16 protein-coding genes are annotated in these 16,248 nt (G+C 28.6%); 15 read left to right on the plus strand and 1 reads right to left on the minus strand.

Going from position 1 to position 16,248, the window contains the following annotated elements; genetic code table 11:
• The first annotated feature begins 4 nt into the window (after nt 1-4).
• The 4 genes from CC87_RS06125 to CC87_RS06140 all read left to right on the plus strand — a co-directional run bounded on the left by CC87_RS06125 (nt 5) and on the right by CC87_RS06140 (nt 2,956).
• Entirely contained in the window at nt 5-1,300 is a 1,296-nt protein-coding gene (locus tag CC87_RS06125; RefSeq protein ID WP_038057240.1) for a homoserine dehydrogenase, read from the plus strand.
• A gap of 16 nt (nt 1,301-1,316) precedes the next feature.
• Complete coding sequence (locus tag CC87_RS06130) at nt 1,317-1,799, plus strand: hypothetical protein (RefSeq protein WP_038057242.1); 483 nt, start codon at nt 1,317-1,319, stop codon at nt 1,797-1,799.
• Nucleotides 1,796-2,653 carry an HDOD domain-containing protein gene (locus tag CC87_RS06135; RefSeq protein WP_038057244.1) on the plus strand — a complete coding sequence of 286 codons (858 nt, stop codon included), beginning with the start codon at nt 1,796-1,798 and terminating at the stop codon, nt 2,651-2,653. Before CC87_RS06130 ends, CC87_RS06135 begins: the two co-directional genes overlap by 4 nt.
• A 93-nt stretch (nt 2,654-2,746) precedes the next feature.
• Nucleotides 2,747-2,956, plus strand: coding sequence for a hypothetical protein (locus tag CC87_RS06140; RefSeq protein WP_038057245.1), 210 nt, complete (start codon nt 2,747-2,749; stop codon nt 2,954-2,956).
• Between the two features lie 111 nt (nt 2,957-3,067).
• Here CC87_RS06140 and CC87_RS06145 read toward each other — a convergent pair whose 3' ends face one another.
• Nucleotides 3,068-4,366 (minus strand): endonuclease Q family protein, encoded by a 1,299-nt coding sequence (locus tag CC87_RS06145; protein WP_051920658.1) that lies wholly within the window; start codon nt 4,364-4,366, stop codon nt 3,068-3,070.
• Between the two features lie 186 nt (nt 4,367-4,552).
• Here CC87_RS06145 and hpf point away from each other — a divergent pair, with 186 nt between their 5' ends.
• From hpf to CC87_RS06200, 11 genes are read left to right on the plus strand one after another with little or no spacing between them, the layout of a single operon-like run.
• Nucleotides 4,553-5,062 carry a ribosome hibernation-promoting factor, HPF/YfiA family gene (gene hpf, locus CC87_RS08705; RefSeq protein WP_051920660.1) on the plus strand — a complete coding sequence of 170 codons (510 nt, stop codon included), beginning with the start codon at nt 4,553-4,555 and terminating at the stop codon, nt 5,060-5,062.
• A gap of 5 nt (nt 5,063-5,067) precedes the next feature.
• Nucleotides 5,068-5,943: an RNase adapter RapZ gene (rapZ, locus tag CC87_RS06155; protein ID WP_038057246.1), complete on the plus strand. Its 876-nt coding sequence runs from the start codon at nt 5,068-5,070 to the stop codon at nt 5,941-5,943.
• Nucleotides 5,930-6,364 carry a ribosomal protein S18-alanine N-acetyltransferase gene (gene rimI / locus CC87_RS06160; RefSeq protein ID WP_038057248.1) on the plus strand — a complete coding sequence of 145 codons (435 nt, stop codon included), beginning with the start codon at nt 5,930-5,932 and terminating at the stop codon, nt 6,362-6,364. Before rapZ ends, rimI begins: the two co-directional genes overlap by 14 nt.
• A gap of 16 nt (nt 6,365-6,380) precedes the next feature.
• A complete protein-coding gene (gene gap, locus CC87_RS06165; RefSeq protein ID WP_038057249.1) occupies nt 6,381-7,385 on the plus strand; it encodes a type I glyceraldehyde-3-phosphate dehydrogenase in 1,005 nt (334 codons plus the stop codon).
• Between the two features lie 9 nt (nt 7,386-7,394).
• Entirely contained in the window at nt 7,395-11,552 is a 4,158-nt protein-coding gene (locus CC87_RS06170) for a PEP/pyruvate-binding domain-containing protein (protein ID WP_038057251.1), read from the plus strand.
• Between the two features lie 13 nt (nt 11,553-11,565).
• Nucleotides 11,566-12,789, plus strand: a complete 1,224-nt coding sequence (locus tag CC87_RS06175; RefSeq protein WP_038057252.1) for a type I glyceraldehyde-3-phosphate dehydrogenase — start codon at nt 11,566-11,568, stop codon at nt 12,787-12,789.
• Between the two features lie 3 nt (nt 12,790-12,792).
• On the plus strand, nt 12,793-13,212 hold the full coding sequence (nusB, locus tag CC87_RS06180) for a transcription antitermination factor NusB (protein ID WP_038057253.1): 420 nt from the start codon (nt 12,793-12,795) through the stop codon (nt 13,210-13,212).
• A complete protein-coding gene (gene cmk, locus CC87_RS06185) occupies nt 13,209-13,889 on the plus strand; it encodes a (d)CMP kinase (protein ID WP_038057255.1) in 681 nt (226 codons plus the stop codon). Before nusB ends, cmk begins: the two co-directional genes overlap by 4 nt.
• Complete coding sequence (locus CC87_RS06190; protein ID WP_038057256.1) at nt 13,886-14,203, plus strand: HNH endonuclease; 318 nt, start codon at nt 13,886-13,888, stop codon at nt 14,201-14,203. Before cmk ends, CC87_RS06190 begins: the two co-directional genes overlap by 4 nt.
• A complete protein-coding gene (glmS, locus tag CC87_RS06195) occupies nt 14,191-16,035 on the plus strand; it encodes a glutamine--fructose-6-phosphate transaminase (isomerizing) (protein ID WP_038057258.1) in 1,845 nt (614 codons plus the stop codon). Before CC87_RS06190 ends, glmS begins: the two co-directional genes overlap by 13 nt.
• 9 nt (nt 16,036-16,044) lie before the next feature.
• The gene (locus tag CC87_RS06200) at nt 16,045-16,248 is read left to right on the plus strand and encodes a DUF6485 family protein (protein WP_038057259.1); all 204 of its coding nucleotides are present in this window, start codon (nt 16,045-16,047) and stop codon (nt 16,246-16,248) included.

A 16,248-nucleotide genomic window follows, 5' to 3' on the forward strand; every position in this document is an offset into this window, starting at 1 on the left:
TAAAATGGAAGAAGTTAAGATAGGATTGCTTGGTTTTGGAACAGTAGGTTCTGGAGTTTATGAATTACTTCAAAAAAATGCAGATCTTATTAAAGAAAGGATAGGGATTAAACCTGTTGTTAAGAAAATTTTAGTAAAAGATTTAAAAAAAGAAAGAAAGATCAATAATTCTAAATTATTTACTACCAACATAGAAGATATTTTAAATGATCCAGAAATAAGTATCATTTGTGAACTAATAGGAGGTATTCAACCTGCTAAAGATTTTATTATAAAAGCTTTTAAAAAAGGTAAAGAGGTTATAACAGCAAATAAAGCCATATTAGCTCAATATGGAGATGAAGTCTGGAAAGAAGCATATAAAAATAAAAGATTTTTAGGATTTGAGGCAGCTGTAGGAGGAGGTATACCTATCATTAAGACTTTAAAAGAAGCTTTAATAGGAAATAAAATTCAATCTATAATAGGAATAATTAATGGAACCACTAATTATATTTTAACAAAGATGTTAGAGGATAATATAAGCTTTGAAGAAGCATTAAAAGAAGCTAAAAAGAAAGGATACGCTGAAGCAGATCCAACACTTGATATTAATGGAATGGATTCAGCTCATAAGATTTCTATTTTAGCATCCTTAGCTTTTGGTGTATTTATTCATGTTTCTAAAGTTTATATAGAAGGTATAGAGGATATAGATCTTATGGATTTAAAGTTTGCAAAAGATTTCGGGTATGTAATAAAATTATTAGCCTTTGCTAAAAAGAAAAATAATCAAATTGAAATAAGGGTGCATCCAACTTTAATACCAGAAAATCATGTCTTGACTTCAGTTAGACTTAATTATAATGCTTTATATATTACAGGAGATTTTGTGGGAGACATTTTATTATATGGCTTAGGTGCTGGGAAAGAACCTACTGCAAGTGCTGTAGTGAGTGATATAGTATCTGCTATAGAATATTCTTATTTTAGAAAAGAACCTTTTATTAAATATCCCTTGACCGAGAGGAAGAAAATTATTAAAATAAAACCAATGGAAGAAGTAGAATTCCAATATTATTTCAGATTTTCAGCTATAGATAAACCTGGAGTTTTATCCAAAATTTCAGGAATTTTAGGAAATTATAATATTAGTATAGCTTCTGTGGTTCAAATTGGAAGACAGAAACAAAAAGGTTCTGTTCCTATTGTAATGTTAACCCATGAAACTAAAGAAAAAAATGTAATAAAAGCTTTAAAAGAGATAGATAAATTAGATGTAGTTACTTCTCCTACTAAAAGGTTAAGAATTATGGAATAAAAAATAGAGGATAGAAATGGTAATAAAGGTTCCAAAGGGGTTTTATCAAATAATAAAAGGAAAAGAGGTAATTTTAAAAACAGAATTTTTAGGAAGTGGAGTTGCTATTGGAGTGTTAGATAAAATTAATGAAATAGGTGGTTTATGTTATTATGTGCTTCCTTATAAAGAACATGATATAGAAATAGAAGATGGAGAATTGGTGTTATCTGGAGAAAGTTTAATACCTCTGTTTTTTGAAGAGTTAGAAAAATCAGGAGCAGATTTTCAGATAGCAAAAGTGGTAGTAGTAGGTGCAAGTGTTTATAAAAACAATCCCAAAGATTTAGAACTTCCTGAAACAAACTTAAAGGTAGCTAAAAGTTTAATAAAAAAGAAGATAGCTTTTGAAAACAATGTTACTTTTAAAATAAATTTCAATTGTCAAGTTTATGCAGAGGTAAATTTAAAAGAGAAAAGCATAAAAATTAACTTAAATGGTAAGGAAGAAATATTATGAAAAAAGATGATAAAATTTTAGAAAAAATTTTTGATAAAGTTGATACTATACCTACCTTTCCTAAGGTAGCTTATCAAGCTTTATATCTTCTTAGAGAAGAAGATATAGATTTTAAAAAATTAGAAAAAATTATTAAAAGCGATCCAGGAATTACTGCTAATTTTTTAAAAATGGTGAATTCTCCTGCATTTGGTTTACCTCAAAAAATAGATTCTTTATTTAAAGCCTTTATGTTTTTAGGTATTAATCAAATTAAATTTATTATTATTGCATCTGTAGCCAAAAATTATTTTGAAAAAGATTTAATAGGATATGGAATGAAAGCTGAGGAAATTTGGCTTCATTCTATTGCATGTGGATTTATAGCTGAAGAAATAGCTTTTGATCTTGGTTTATCGCCTTTAAAAATAGAAGCAGTATATGTGGCTTCAGTTTTACATGATATAGGTAAAATTGTTTTAGATTTATATACTAAATTAGAAATTGAAGATTTTCGTAAAATCATAATGGAAAATCCTCAATGGGATTTTATTCAAGTAGAATGGTTGGTTTTGGGGGTAGATCATGGATTAGTAGGAGCCCATTTATTGGAAAGATGGAGATTTCCTAAAACAATATGCTTTGCTATAAGAGCTCATCATGATCCTGATCTGATGATCCAAGATGAAATAGCAAGTATTACAGGATTAGCAAATATATTAGCTAATATGATAGGAATTGGAGGGGGTGTAGATGTTTTTAATTACAGAATCCCAGATAATCTTTTGAAGGAATTAAATATAGATGTTAAGAAAGTTTATAAATACCTTAAATCTGGATTATATAAAACCCTTGTTTTCCAAAGAGGATTTTAAAATGTTATAAGAAATCTTAAGTAAACCCTTGACAAAAAAATAAAAGGACTAATATTTTTAAGAAAATTTAAATTTATATAAGGAGGGTAAGCCATGAAAAAAGTAGTTTCTTTCATGTTAAGTTTAGCTTTGGCTGGTTTAATTGGATTAACTGCTGGATGTAAAAAGAAAGAAAAAGCTCCTGCTCCAGAGACTCCCAAAAAGGAAGTTACTGCTCCTGAAAAAGAAGCTCCAGCTAAAGCTACTCCTGAAAAAAAAGCTGAAGAACAAAAAGCTGCTCCTGAAAAAACTGAGCATAAATAATATAAAAACAAATTATTTATTTAAAGGGGGATATTTCCCCCTTTATTTTAATAATTGTTTTGAAGTATTTTTATAAAAATTTTTTTACAGAGAATGTAGAAATTGAGAAAATTATAAAGAAAATAAACTTTGTTGTTTAAGACCTGTAGAAATTTCCTTTTCTGAAGGTTCAAATATTTTAACTACTCCATATTCTCCATCATACCCAGGTTTAACAAAAACGTTACCTTTTCTTACCTTTTCAATTGCTTCTAAAAGTTTTTCAGGAAAAGTCTTTTCTAAATCTTTAAGATCTAATTTTAACAGAATCTCAAATTCTGTTCCTACTAAGGAGATATATTGCTCATAAAGCTTGTTTATGGTTTTGCTATTTTTAGAAATATTATAAACTTCAGCTAAAATTTCTATAAAAGGTACTAAATGTACTGATAAGGGCTTATTTTCAGGGATATAACCTTCTTCTCTATCAGCAAAAAGTTCTATTCTATGAGAAACTCCTATAGTTAAAGGTTTACCACATTTAGGGCATTTATATCCTAAGGATCTTGTTTCCTTAGGAGATAAGCATACTTTGCAATGTCTGTGTCCATCATAATGATATTTTCCTTCTTCAGGATAAAATTCTATAGTAAAGGCCAAGTTTCCAGTTTTTATAGAATTATAGATATTTTCATAAGTAAGAGGATAAAAAAAGGCTGTAGCTTCTCGTCCTAATTTAGCTGGAGAATGAGAATCTGAGCAAGATATAAGAGTGATATGATCAAGTTTAGAGATTCTCCAATTCATTTCAGGATCAGAGGATAATCCAGTTTCTATAGCATATATGAATGGGGTAGCATCTCTAAAAGCTTCTTCCAATGAATCAAAGCCTGAAAAAGCTCCAAAAACTCCATACCATGGGGTCCATGCATGAGCTGGGATTATTAAAATTTTATCAGAAATTTTTAATAAATCTAAGGTTAATTTTTCGCAGGAAATACCAAAAGTTGGTCTTCCGTCTATAAGAAGATTTCCTAATTTAGACAAATATAAATTTATTTCTTCTACTGTTTCAAAATCGGGAGCTATGATTAGAATATGGACTCTTCTGTTAGATTTATTGTTTTGTGAAAAAATAAGAGACACTTCAGAGGTCAGGATGAACTTAGGACCTTCTGGTAGATCTTTATATATGAACAAATCAGAATCAGGATCATATTCTAAAAATTCTTTTAATTCTTTATACCATAAAGGATGTGTAAAATCCCCTGTTCCTATTAAATCCAGTCCTTTCATTTTTCCGATCTTGGCAATAAAAGGAATTTCCATTAATTTGCTACAAGCCCGACTATACTTAGAATGAATATGAAGATCCGCTAAAAAACTCTTGTTTAACAAATCTTGAGAAGGTAGTTTTTGATTTTTTTTCATAGCTTCTAAAAATTAAATCACATCTTTAAGAATTATCAACTTCTTAACCAAAAATTACCACTTACGAAGTGGTAATTTTTTACCACTTGCGAAGTGGTAAAAAGAAAATAAGATTGAAAATTTTGGTAAAATTGTTAAAGTTTAAAATATAAAGAGCAAAAATTAAAATTTTTAGGAGGGTATTTTATGTTAGAATTTACTTTTACTTTTAAAGGCTTTGATTCTTCAGAAGCTATTAAACAATATGCAGAAAAGAAATTTAAAAGATTTGAAAAGTATTTTGAAGGCCCTGTTAATGTTCAAGTTGTTTTTAAAAGAGAAAAGTTTAGAGAAATAGTAGAAGTTCTTATAACTGGTGATGGTGAACAAATTATAGCTAAGGAAGAAACCTTAGATATTTATGAAGCTATAGATTTAGCTTATGAAACTCTGGAAAAGCAAATAAAAAAACTAAAAGAAAAAAAGAAAAATTTTAGAAAAGGAAGAGGAGTTGAAATTTCTATTAGTCAACCAGAACCAAAATATGAAATTCAAAATGTAGAAGTAACTCCTATGTCTACAGAAGAGGCTATAGAATGGTTTACTAAAAATCAAAAAAAGCCTTTTATGTTATTTTATAATATAGATTATGACAAAATTTGTTTAATATATTCAAAAGGAGAAAAACCAATAATAGTAATTCCTGAAATGTCTTAACTCCCATGATAAATTTAGTTATTATTACAGGTATTTCTGGATCAGGTAAAAGCACTACTTTAAAAGCTTTTGAAGATATGGGATATTTAGCTATTGATAATTTTCCGATTCGGCTTTTATCTCTATTTCTAAAAGAAGTGAAAGAAAGCTTAGATAATAGAGATATAGCTTTGGTAATGGACTTAAGAGATAAATATTTTTTAAAAGATTATCCCAAGATTTTTCAAGAACTCAAAAATAAAGGATATAATTATGAAATAATATTTCTGGATGCAAAAACTGACATCCTTATTACAAGGTTTAATCAAACCCGTAGGATACACCCTTTAATGAAAGAAGGGATAAGGAGTTTAGAAGAAGCTATAGAAAAAGAAAAAAAACTTTTGGCAGATTTAAAAGAATTGGCAACTTTATTTTTAGATACCTCTAATTTTAATATTCATCAACTCAGAAATGAAATTTTTAAATTTTATAGAAATAGAAATTTACAAAAATTGGTATTACATTTAATAGCCTTTGGTTACAAATATGGAATTCCCAATGAAGCTAATTTTCTTTTTGATGTAAGAGTCTTACCAAATCCTTATTTTGTACCTGAATTAAAAACTCTAAGCGGAAGGGATAAGGAAATAAAAAAGTATTTATTAAGTTTTTCCGAAACAACGCAATTATTAAATTATTTAGAAGAATTTCTAAATTGGTTAATACCTTTTTATTATAAAGAAGATAAACATTGTTTGACCATTGGAATAGGTTGCACAGGTGGACGACATAGATCTCCAGCTGTTATAGATTTCTTAACTGAAAAATTGCAATTGAAATATCCTGATATAGATATAGTAGTTACTTATAGAGATATAGAAAAGGATGTTAAGAATTAAAGAAGCTAAAGAGGAGGATTTAAAAGAAATTGTTAAAATAGAAAGGGAACTTTTTTTAGAAGAAGCTTGGAATTATAAGCAGATTTATCAGGAATTTAAAAATCTATTTTCCAAAATTTATCTTTTAAAAGAAAATGACAAGATTTTAGGATATTTAATTTTTAGAATTATATTTCCAGAGACTGAATTGCTTAGAATAGGTGTAAAAAAAGAATTCCAAAAAAAGGGTTTGGGGACTTTTTTAATGAACAGCTTTTTGAAAGAACAACAAAAGGAAGGAATAAAAAAGATTTTTTTAGAGGTTAATAATTCCAATAATTTAGCTTATAAATTCTATAGAAAATTCGGTTTTCAGGACTTATATTTTAGAAAAAGATATTATAAAAATGGAGATGCAGTGATAATGCAAAAATCTCTGTAATAAGGAGGAAATAGATATGATAAGAGTTGGAATAAATGGATTTGGAAGAATCGGGAGATGTATCTTGAGGGCAAGATTTAAGTATCCAGAGTTTAATAATATTGAAATAGTAGCTATAAATGATCTTTCTTCTCCAGAGATGTTGGCTCACCTATTTAAATATGATACTATTTTTGGTAGATTACCCTATGAGGTAGAAATACAGGGAGATTATCTTATTATTAATAAAAAGAAAATAAGAATCTTTAAAGAACCTGATCCAGAAAAAATTCCCTGGAAAGAAGAAGGGATTGTTTATGTAATAGAATCTACGGGGAGATTTAGAGAAGGAGATTTGGCTCGTAAGCATATTTTAGCAGGAGCTAAAAGAGTGATTATATCCGCGCCTGCCAAAAATGAAGATATAACTATTGTGATGGGAGTAAATGAAGAAAAATATGATCCTACTAAGCATTTTATTATTTCTAATGCCTCCTGTACAACTAATTGCTTAGCACCTATTTTGGCAACTTTAATCAAGTATTATGAAATAGAAAAAGGTTTTATGACAACAGTTCATTCTTACACAAATGATCAGAGATTGTTAGATATGATTCATCCTAAGGATTTCAGAAGAGCAAGAGCTGCTGCCCAAAATATTATTCCTACTTCTACTGGAGCAGCTAAAGCTATAGGAAAAGTTATACCAGAGCTTGCAGGAAAAATAGATGGCATGTCTATAAGAGTTCCCACTCCTAATGTTTCCTTAGTGGATTTAAATATTTTAATTAAAGGAGAAACTACTCCTACAGAAATTAATAGAATTTTTAAAGAAAATCAAAATAGATATATTAGATATATAGAGGAACCTTTGGTTTCTTCTGATTTAATAGGAGATCCTCATAGTGCTATAATAGATGGTTTATCTACTAAAGTAATTGATAAAAATTTGATAAAACTCTTAGCTTGGTATGATAATGAGTGGGGTTATTCTGTAAGAATGCTTGATCTTTTAAACTATATGATACAAAAAGAAATATAAAAAAATTTTATGGAACAATTTACCTCCAAGGCTTTATTAGCAAATTTAGCCTGTACTTTTGTAAAAGAAGTCCATTATGATCCTAAATATAATATTTTTCTGGAAATATTTTCTAAATACCCAGCTTTAAAAAAACAGATAAAAATACTTTTAAAAGAAGCCTTTCATCCTTACAAAAATAGTTATTTAGTTTTAGAAGAATTCAGAAGTTTTTTTTTAAAAAATCTTTCTATACTTTTTAAACATCCTTATAAATCTCAAGGTTATTGGCTTATTTTTGATATTCTTTTCAAATTTTTTGAAGAAGATAAAAACCTAAATATAAAAACTGCTGAAACTATATTTTCAATTTTAGATAAAACCGCAAATATTTTAGATCCTGATACTTTTTATGAGATAATTCCTATTTTTAAAGAGGTTCTTAAAGCTATCATAAGCCTTCCTGATGAATATTTTTTGAACTTTTTAGAAAATTATTATTCTTTCAAGAAACTAATTCTTAAATTAATAAAATTATCTCCTTCACAGGAGTTAAAGGGAATATATATAGAACTTTTAAAGAGATCTTACATTTTAACTTATAATCTTTGGAAAAAACTCGGGGAAAAATATGCTAAAAATTTGCCAAAAAATTTGTTCTATTTAAAAATTGATAAATCAATATTTGATGTTTCTTATTTTGAAAAATTAATAAATTTGCTAAATCAGGATAAAATAAATTTACAAAATTTATTAACTTTACCAGATCATTTGGATTTATTGAAAAAACTCAAAGATTTTATTTATTTTATCAATACTTCTGATTCTCCAAACATTTCAGATGAAATTAAAATTGAGTTTTTATTTGAACTAATAGAGACACCTATTTTAAGATTAATTCATGAAGAATTGATTAGAGAAGTTAACAATAATTTAATATTTTTAATTAATTCTAAACCTTCTCAAAATTTAGATGAATTTATTATAAAATTTTTCAGGATATTAAAAGAAAAGTTGCATTTGTATCCTTGGACAGCTTTGGAGTGTATCAAAAATATAGGAATATGTGTTTTAAATAAAAAAGATGTTTATTTAATAGAAATTTTAATTAATGAAATCATAAAATTTGGTTTTCAGCCTCCTCAGATAAAAGGAATAGATGCCAATTGGAGGATTAAACAGAATCCTAATCATCTCCTAAATATAAAAGTTTGGTTAGACATATTTAAAGCAAATCCAGAATGGTGTAGTAGCTTATTAGCAGGTTTAATATTAAATTTAAAGTTATACGGAGTTTCTATAAAAGATACTGATCTTTTTCAAAAAGATATTACTAATTTGCTTAATTCTCCTATAAAGCCTGTTTATAATCTTATTAAACAATTCTGTAAAATTTTACCTATTTACTATAACGAAATAGGAGCTGAGGGACTTATAAGAGATATTTCCACAGAAATAGATGAGATATTTCAGAGAAAGGATTCGCTCATTTACTTTTTAAGAAAATTCGTTCATATAGAAAATTCAAGTTTAGCAGTAGATTTTATAAAAAATATATTAAATTACTGGCTTACTTTAAATGAAGATTTTATAAAGAAATATTTACCTGAAGAATTATTTTATAGAATTACTCAAGAAGAAAAAGAATATCATATAAAAATGCAAACTTTGTTAAAACAATTATGCAATATTTTTAATTATAAAGATATCAACGATATTTTAAATCAGGATGTAAAAATTATTGAAGAACAAGTTGAAAGTATAGAGTTTGATAAAAATTACAGAAAGAAACTTGTTTTACTCATTAAATTATATCATTTAGAATATCAAAAGTATTTTGGAGTATTAAAAGATATAGATATTTTGACTACACAATATTCTCCTAAGGATTTTCCTTTTGTTTTGAAAATAAAAGAAATTTTGGAAAGTAAAGAATTAGATATTTACAAAAAAGTAGAAATAATTTTAGATTGGCTGAATGAGCTAAAAGAGATAATTCTTTCTAAACAAAAATTTACTCCTGTAGAAGAAATTTTGCTTAAAAGACATGTGGCTGTGGATATACCTTCTATGTATGGAAGATACAAAGAAAAAAAATTTGATGCCTTGGGTCTTTCTTTTAGATTAGAATATTTAGTTAATTGCCTTTTAGAAAAACTGGTAGAAGACCTTGATTTGCAGTTTATTACCAGAGCTTTCTTTTTTAAAATTTTCAAAATATTAAAACTATTTAAAAAAGCTTTAGAGATTGATGGAATTTTTTCCCAAAAATTTGATCTTTATTTAAATCTTCTTGAAAGCTCGTTGAAGAGTTATCCTTTAACTTATACTCAATATTTAGATATATTTAAAGGTTTAATAGATGGAGTTCAACATATCGTAAAAGTTTATTATGTAAATCCTTATCTAAAGGTTTTTCCCTTAGTATTTGAAGTTCTTAATATGGAAGAAGTACAGGATAAATATAAAAATTGTTTATACGGATTAAATAAGGAACAAAGTTATTTTTGCATCAGTGAAATGGTTATAAAAGATGCTATTGAGTCTGCTTTTGCTTTAAAATATTTGGATAGATTTTTAAGAAAATTATACCAGATATTAACTTCTTATTTTGAAAAAATTGATAAAAAAGATTTGAATTTGTTAATGAGCTATGATCCAGGAAGAACAATTTCTTTCATACAAAATCCCAATAATTTAGTTATAGATCTTTTGTATTTAGGAAACAAAGGTTACAACTTAATAATTGTTTCTAAAGAAAATAATGATTTTAAGATAAAAATTCCTTATGGTTTTATTTTAACTACAGAGGTATTTAGATGTTATAAACTTATTTCAAAGTATTCAGAGCTTTGGAATGATTATGAAAACCGAATAAAAGAAAATATCAGTTTATTAGAGCAATTAACCAAAAAAAGATATGGAGATAAAGAAAATCCTCTGCTTTTAAGTGTAAGGAGTGGAGCTCCTATTTCCATGCCTGGTATGATGAATTCTATTTTGAATGTAGGTATTAATTTAGAAACAGTAGAAGGTTTATTTAAGCAAACTAAAAATTTGTGGTTTGCCTGGGATACTTATAGAAGATTTATTCAGAGTTGGGCTATGGCTTTTGGTGTTTCAAGGGATTTTTTTAATAATTTAATGAGGGAACACAAAAGGAAATACAAAGTAAAAAAGAAAAAGGAATTTACAGGAGAACAGATGCAGGAATTAGCTCTTATTTATAGAAAATCTGTAGAAAAGTTGGGTATTCCTGTTATAGATGATCCTTGGGAACAATTGTTTAAAAGCATAGAACTTACTATGAATTCCTGGTATAACCAAAAGTCTATGGCTTATAGAGAAATTATGCAGATAGCAGAGGAATGGGGAACAGCAGTAATAGTTCAGCAAATGGTTTTTGGAAATAAAAATCCTTCTTCAGGTACAGGAGTTACTTTAACCACTTCACCTGTAGGAAAATTTCCAAGGATTATTCTTTGGGGTGATTATACTCCATATAATCAAGGAGAAGACATTGTTTCAGGACTTGTAAATACATATCCTATATCTTTAGAACAGAGAAAAATAGAGGGAAGAGAAGGACCTTCTTTACAAGAGGCTTTTCCTGAAATTTATCAAAAGCTTTTAGATTTTGCTTATTATCTGGTTTACGAAAAAGGCTGGGGACATCAGGAAATAGAATTTACTTTTGAAAGTGAAAAAGCTGAAGATCTTTATGTTTTACAAATAAGAGATATTATTTTAAGAGAGGAAAGAGAAATTCCATTTTTTAACAAAAAGTTATTAAAAACCTTAGAGTGTATAGGAAAAGGTATAGGAGTTTGTGGAGGACTCATTTCTGGAAGAATAGTTTTTACTTTAGAAGATATTTTAAAATTTAAAGAAAGAAAAGAGCCTTTGATTTTACTTAGATATGATACCGTGCCTGATAACATTAAAGAGATTTCTTTAGTAGATGGCATCTTAACAGCCAGAGGAGGACAAACTTCTCATGCAGCTATTGTTGCTTCAAGACTTGGAAAAATATGTGTAGTAGGGTGTGAGAATTTAAGCATAGATGAGATTAAAAAAGAAGTAAAAATAAATGGATATACTTTAAAATTAGGTGATTGGATTACTTTAAATGGAACAAATGGTCAAGTTTTTAAAGGAAAAATAGAAGCTTTGGTTAAAATAAATTAAAAGGAGGTTAGCCATGAAATTAGGTATTAATGGTTTTGGAAGAATAGGTAAACTTACTCTTTGGCATCATGTAGCAAGAAAGTATTTTGATGAAATAGTAGTAAATATAGGAAGAGAAGTAGGAACTTCTTTTTCAGATATAGCAAGTTATATAGAAAAAGATAGTACCTATGGATGGTTACCTGTTTATCTTTACGGACATAAAGCTAAAAGAGTTATAGAAAATCTGAATGAAAAAGAAGGCACTATGTATGTAGATGGTATAAAAGTTAAATTTTTAAGAAAAACAAGAAACCCTAAGGAGATTAATTGGAGAGAAGAGGGGGTAAGATTGGTTGTAGAGTGTTCTGGGAAGTTTAGGGATCCTAATATAGATCCAGATAATCCTAAAGGATCTGTGAGAGGTCATTTAACAGCAGGAGCAGAAAAAGTAATAGTTTCTGCACCCTTTAAAATAAAAGATAAAGAAAAGGGAATACCGGAAGATGCAGTTACAGTAGTATATGGAATTAATGAAGACGTGTATCAACCTAATAAGCATAATATTATTTCAGCAGCTTCTTGCACCACTACTTGTTTATCTTACATGGTAAAACCACTTTTGGATTACTTTGGAGCAGATAGAATTTTATCTGCTTCTATGGTTACAGTTCATGCTGCTACAAGTTCTCAGGTAGTTTTGGATAGACTTCCTAAGGAAGGAAAAAAGGATTTAAGAAGAATGAGAAGTGTGTTTAATAATATTATTTTAACCACTACAGGAGCTGCAGAGGCTTTAGCTCTTGTTATTCCAGAAATGAAAAGAATAGGATTTATGGCAGAAAGTGTAAGAGTGCCTTTGACTACAGGAAGTTTAATTATTCTCACAGTAAATATTCAGGATGAAAGTGTAGAAAATCATATCAACCGTGAGCTTATAAATAATATTTATAAAGAAGCAGCAAGCACAAAATATAAAGACTATTTAATTTTTACTATGGAACAAAATGTATCTTCTGATATAATAGGATATCCAAAAGCTGCAGCTATAATTGAAGGAGCAGAAACACATACAAGAACAGCTCTGGCAAAGGTAGATATCTGCAAAGTTTTACCTGAGATAGGAAAAGAAGTTTGCACCCATGTTGAAATACCTGTTACACAGGTGGTTGTTTATGGATGGTATGATAATGAGCTTGGATCCTATACTAATATGTTAGGAGATCTTACAGTATTTATTGCTGAAAAGATGATTTAAACTATGATGAGGAGAAAAGGTAGGGAAATAGCTTTACAGATTCTTTATCAAAAAGATATAGCTGATCTTTCTATAGAAGAAGCTATAGAAAATTATAAAAGATATTTAAATATAAATAATATACAAGCTCTAAAGTTTGGAGAAGAGCTGGTGAGGGGGGTATTAGATAATTTGGATTTTATAGATAAAATTATTCAAAAATACACCCCCTCTTGGCCTTTAGAAAGAATGAATATAACAGATAAAAATATTCTTAGATTGGCAGTATATGAAATGTTTTTTAGACCTGATATTCCTGAAGTTGTTTCTATTAATGAGGCTGTAGAACTTGCTAAATTATACGGAACAGATGATTCTCCAGCATTTATAAATGGAGTTTTAGATAGTATCTTTAAAAAAGAAATTAAGTCTAAGAAACTATGAGAATTTTTAAAATTATTACTATTGATGGACCTGCTTCTTCTGGTAAGACTACCATTTCAAGATTACTGGCTAAAAAATTGAATTACTTACTTTTGGAATCGGGAAGTTTGTATAGATTGGTAACTTATTTATTACTTTCCACTTCTGATTTAAAAAATTATCTAAAAGATTCACAAAAATTGTTGAAATTTTTAGAAGATATGTTTAAAGAAATAGAAATAAAGCTTTTATCAGAAGGAACTTTTATTTATTGGAAAGAAAGATTGATAAAGGAAGAGCTCAGATCCAAAGATGTTGAGAATGTCGTTTCTAAGGTAGCAGCTTTAAAAGAAGTAAGAGATTTCTTAACAAATTTTATGAGAAAATTGGCAGAAAACAAATCTATAGTTGCTGAAGGAAGAGATATGGGAAGTGTTGTTTTTCCCTATGCAGATTTAAAAATTTTTCTTACAGCAAGTGATGAAGTGAGGGCAAGAAGAAGATTTAAAGAAAAACTAAATAAAGAATCAAATTGTAAGTATGAGGAAGTGTTAGAAAATATTAAATTTAGAGATGAGCTTGACAGTAAACGAGCTGTGGCTCCTTTAACTGTTCCAGATAGTGCTTATGTTATAGATACCTCTTATTTAACTCCTGAACAGGTATTAAATGAAATTTTAAAGTTAATAGAAAAATGAGAAAAAAAGAAAAATTGAGTTTACAGGAATTTATAAAAAAAGAGAAGGCAAAAGCAAGGAAACTTAAAAATACAAGATGGTGGAGGAGACAGATAGAAAGGGGGATTTGTTATTATTGTGGAAAAAAAGTTAAGCCAGAAGAGCTTACTATGGATCACAAAATTCCTCTTTCTCGTGGTGGCACCTCTGATAGATCTAATATAGTTCCTGCCTGTAAAGAGTGTAATAACAAAAAGAAATATTTACTTCCTTGGGAATGGGAGGAATATCTAAGAAGACTTAGAGAAGGAAAAGAGAAATTATGTGTGGAATAATAGGATATATTGGGAAAAGACAAATTATTCCTGTACTTTTAGAGGGACTCAGAAGATTAGAATATAGAGGATATGATTCTGCAGGTATAGTATTTTTAGAAAAAAATAAGATAAAGGTTATTAAAACTAAAGGCAGAATTTTCAATTTAGAAGAAAAGATATTTAAAAAGCCACCTTTAGAGGCTAAAGCTCCAGGGCTTGGGCATACTCGTTGGGCAACTCATGGAGAACCCTCTGATGAAAATGCTCATCCTCATATGGATTGTAAAGAAGAATTGTCCTTGGTTCACAACGGAATTATAGAAAATTACTATGAATTAAAACAAAAACTATTAAAAAAAGGTCATAGATTTTGCTCTGCCACGGATACAGAAGTTATTGTTCATTTGGTAGAAGACTATTTAAATGAGGGACTAAATATTAAAGAAGCTTTTTTTAGAACTTTAAAAGATTTAAAAGGCTCTTTTGCTATAGCTTTAATCTATAAAAAGCATCCTGAATTTATTTTAGTTGCCAGGAACCAGAGTCCTGTTGTGCTGGGTGTAGGAGAAGAAGAAAATTTCGTAGCTTCAGATATTCCTGCCTTGCTTCCTTTTACTAAAAAAGTAGTTTTTTTAAATGATGGAGAAGTAGCGATTTTATATAAGGATAAAATAGAGGTTTATGATTCTAAAAAGAATAAAATTGAAAAAGAACCAGTTCTTATTTCTTGGGATCTTGCTTCTGCGGAAAAAGGTGGTTATGCCCATTTTATGCTTAAAGAGATTTGTGAGCAACCAGAGGCTATTAAACATACTTTACTTGGAAGGATAAATCTTGATAACAAGGAAATAGATTTTTCAAAGGAAGGGCTTGTTAAGGAATTTTTAGAAGATGTTCAAAAAGTATTTATAGTTGCTTGTGGAACTTCTTATCATGCAGGATTAGTAGCTAAATATCTCATAGAAAGGCATTTGGAAATTCCTGTTGAAGTAGATCTTGCTTCGGAATTTAGATATAGAAATCCTTTAATTAATTCCAAAACTTTATTTATTGGAGTTTCTCAATCAGGAGAAACTGCTGATACCTTAGCAAGCTTGCGTTTGGCTAAGGAAAAAGGAGCTAAAATTTTATCTATTTGTAATGTTTTAGGAAGCACCATTGCCAGAGAGAGTGGTGTAGTTTTATATACCCAGGCAGGTCCTGAAATAAGTGTAGCCTCTACCAAAGCTTTTACTACTCAGGTCTTAGTTTTTATTTTGCTTGCTTTTTATTTAAAAAAAATGCTTTATGGAAAAGATGAAGATAAGGAAAAAGTAGATGCTTTAATAAAGATTTCTAATCAGTTGGATAATTTTATAGAAAAGATAAGACCGAAGATTAAAGAAATTTCAGAAAAATGGCATAATATAAGTAATTGTCTTTATTTAGGAAGGAACATACTTTTTCCAATTGCTTTAGAGGGTGCTTTAAAATTGAAAGAGATAGCTTATATTCATGCTGAAGGGTATGCAGCAGGGGAAATGAAACATGGTCCAATTGCCTTGATTGAAGAAAATGTTCCTTCTATAATTTTAGCAGCTAAGGAAACAGGTATTGTTTATGAAAAAACCTTATCCAATGCAGAGGAAGTGAAATCAAGAAGAGGTCCTATTATTTCCATAATTTCTGAAAATTCAGAAGAATTTAAAAAGATTTCTTATGATTATATAGAAGTTCCCTTGACTTTCTATGAATTTTTACCTATATTTTATGTAGTTCCTTTACAGCTTCTTGCTTATGAAATAGCAGCGCTTAGAGGCTGTGATATTGATAAACCAAGAAATTTGGCAAAAAGTGTAACAGTAGAATAGGAGGAAAAAATGGAATGCAAAAAAGAACAAAATTTGAAAAGATGTAATTGCACCTATGAACCCTGTCCTAAAAAAGGAATGTGTTGTGAGTGTTTGCGTTATCATTTAAGCATGAGACAACTTCCAGCCTGTTGTTTCCCACCAGAGTATGAAAAAACCTATGACAGGAGTTTTGAATTGTTTGCGAAATTAGTGCAGGAAGGTAAAGTGTAA

Source organism: Thermodesulfobacterium hydrogeniphilum (genome assembly GCF_000746255.1).
In the GTDB taxonomy this organism is placed as follows: domain Bacteria; phylum Desulfobacterota; class Thermodesulfobacteria; order Thermodesulfobacteriales; family Thermodesulfobacteriaceae; genus Thermodesulfobacterium; species Thermodesulfobacterium hydrogeniphilum.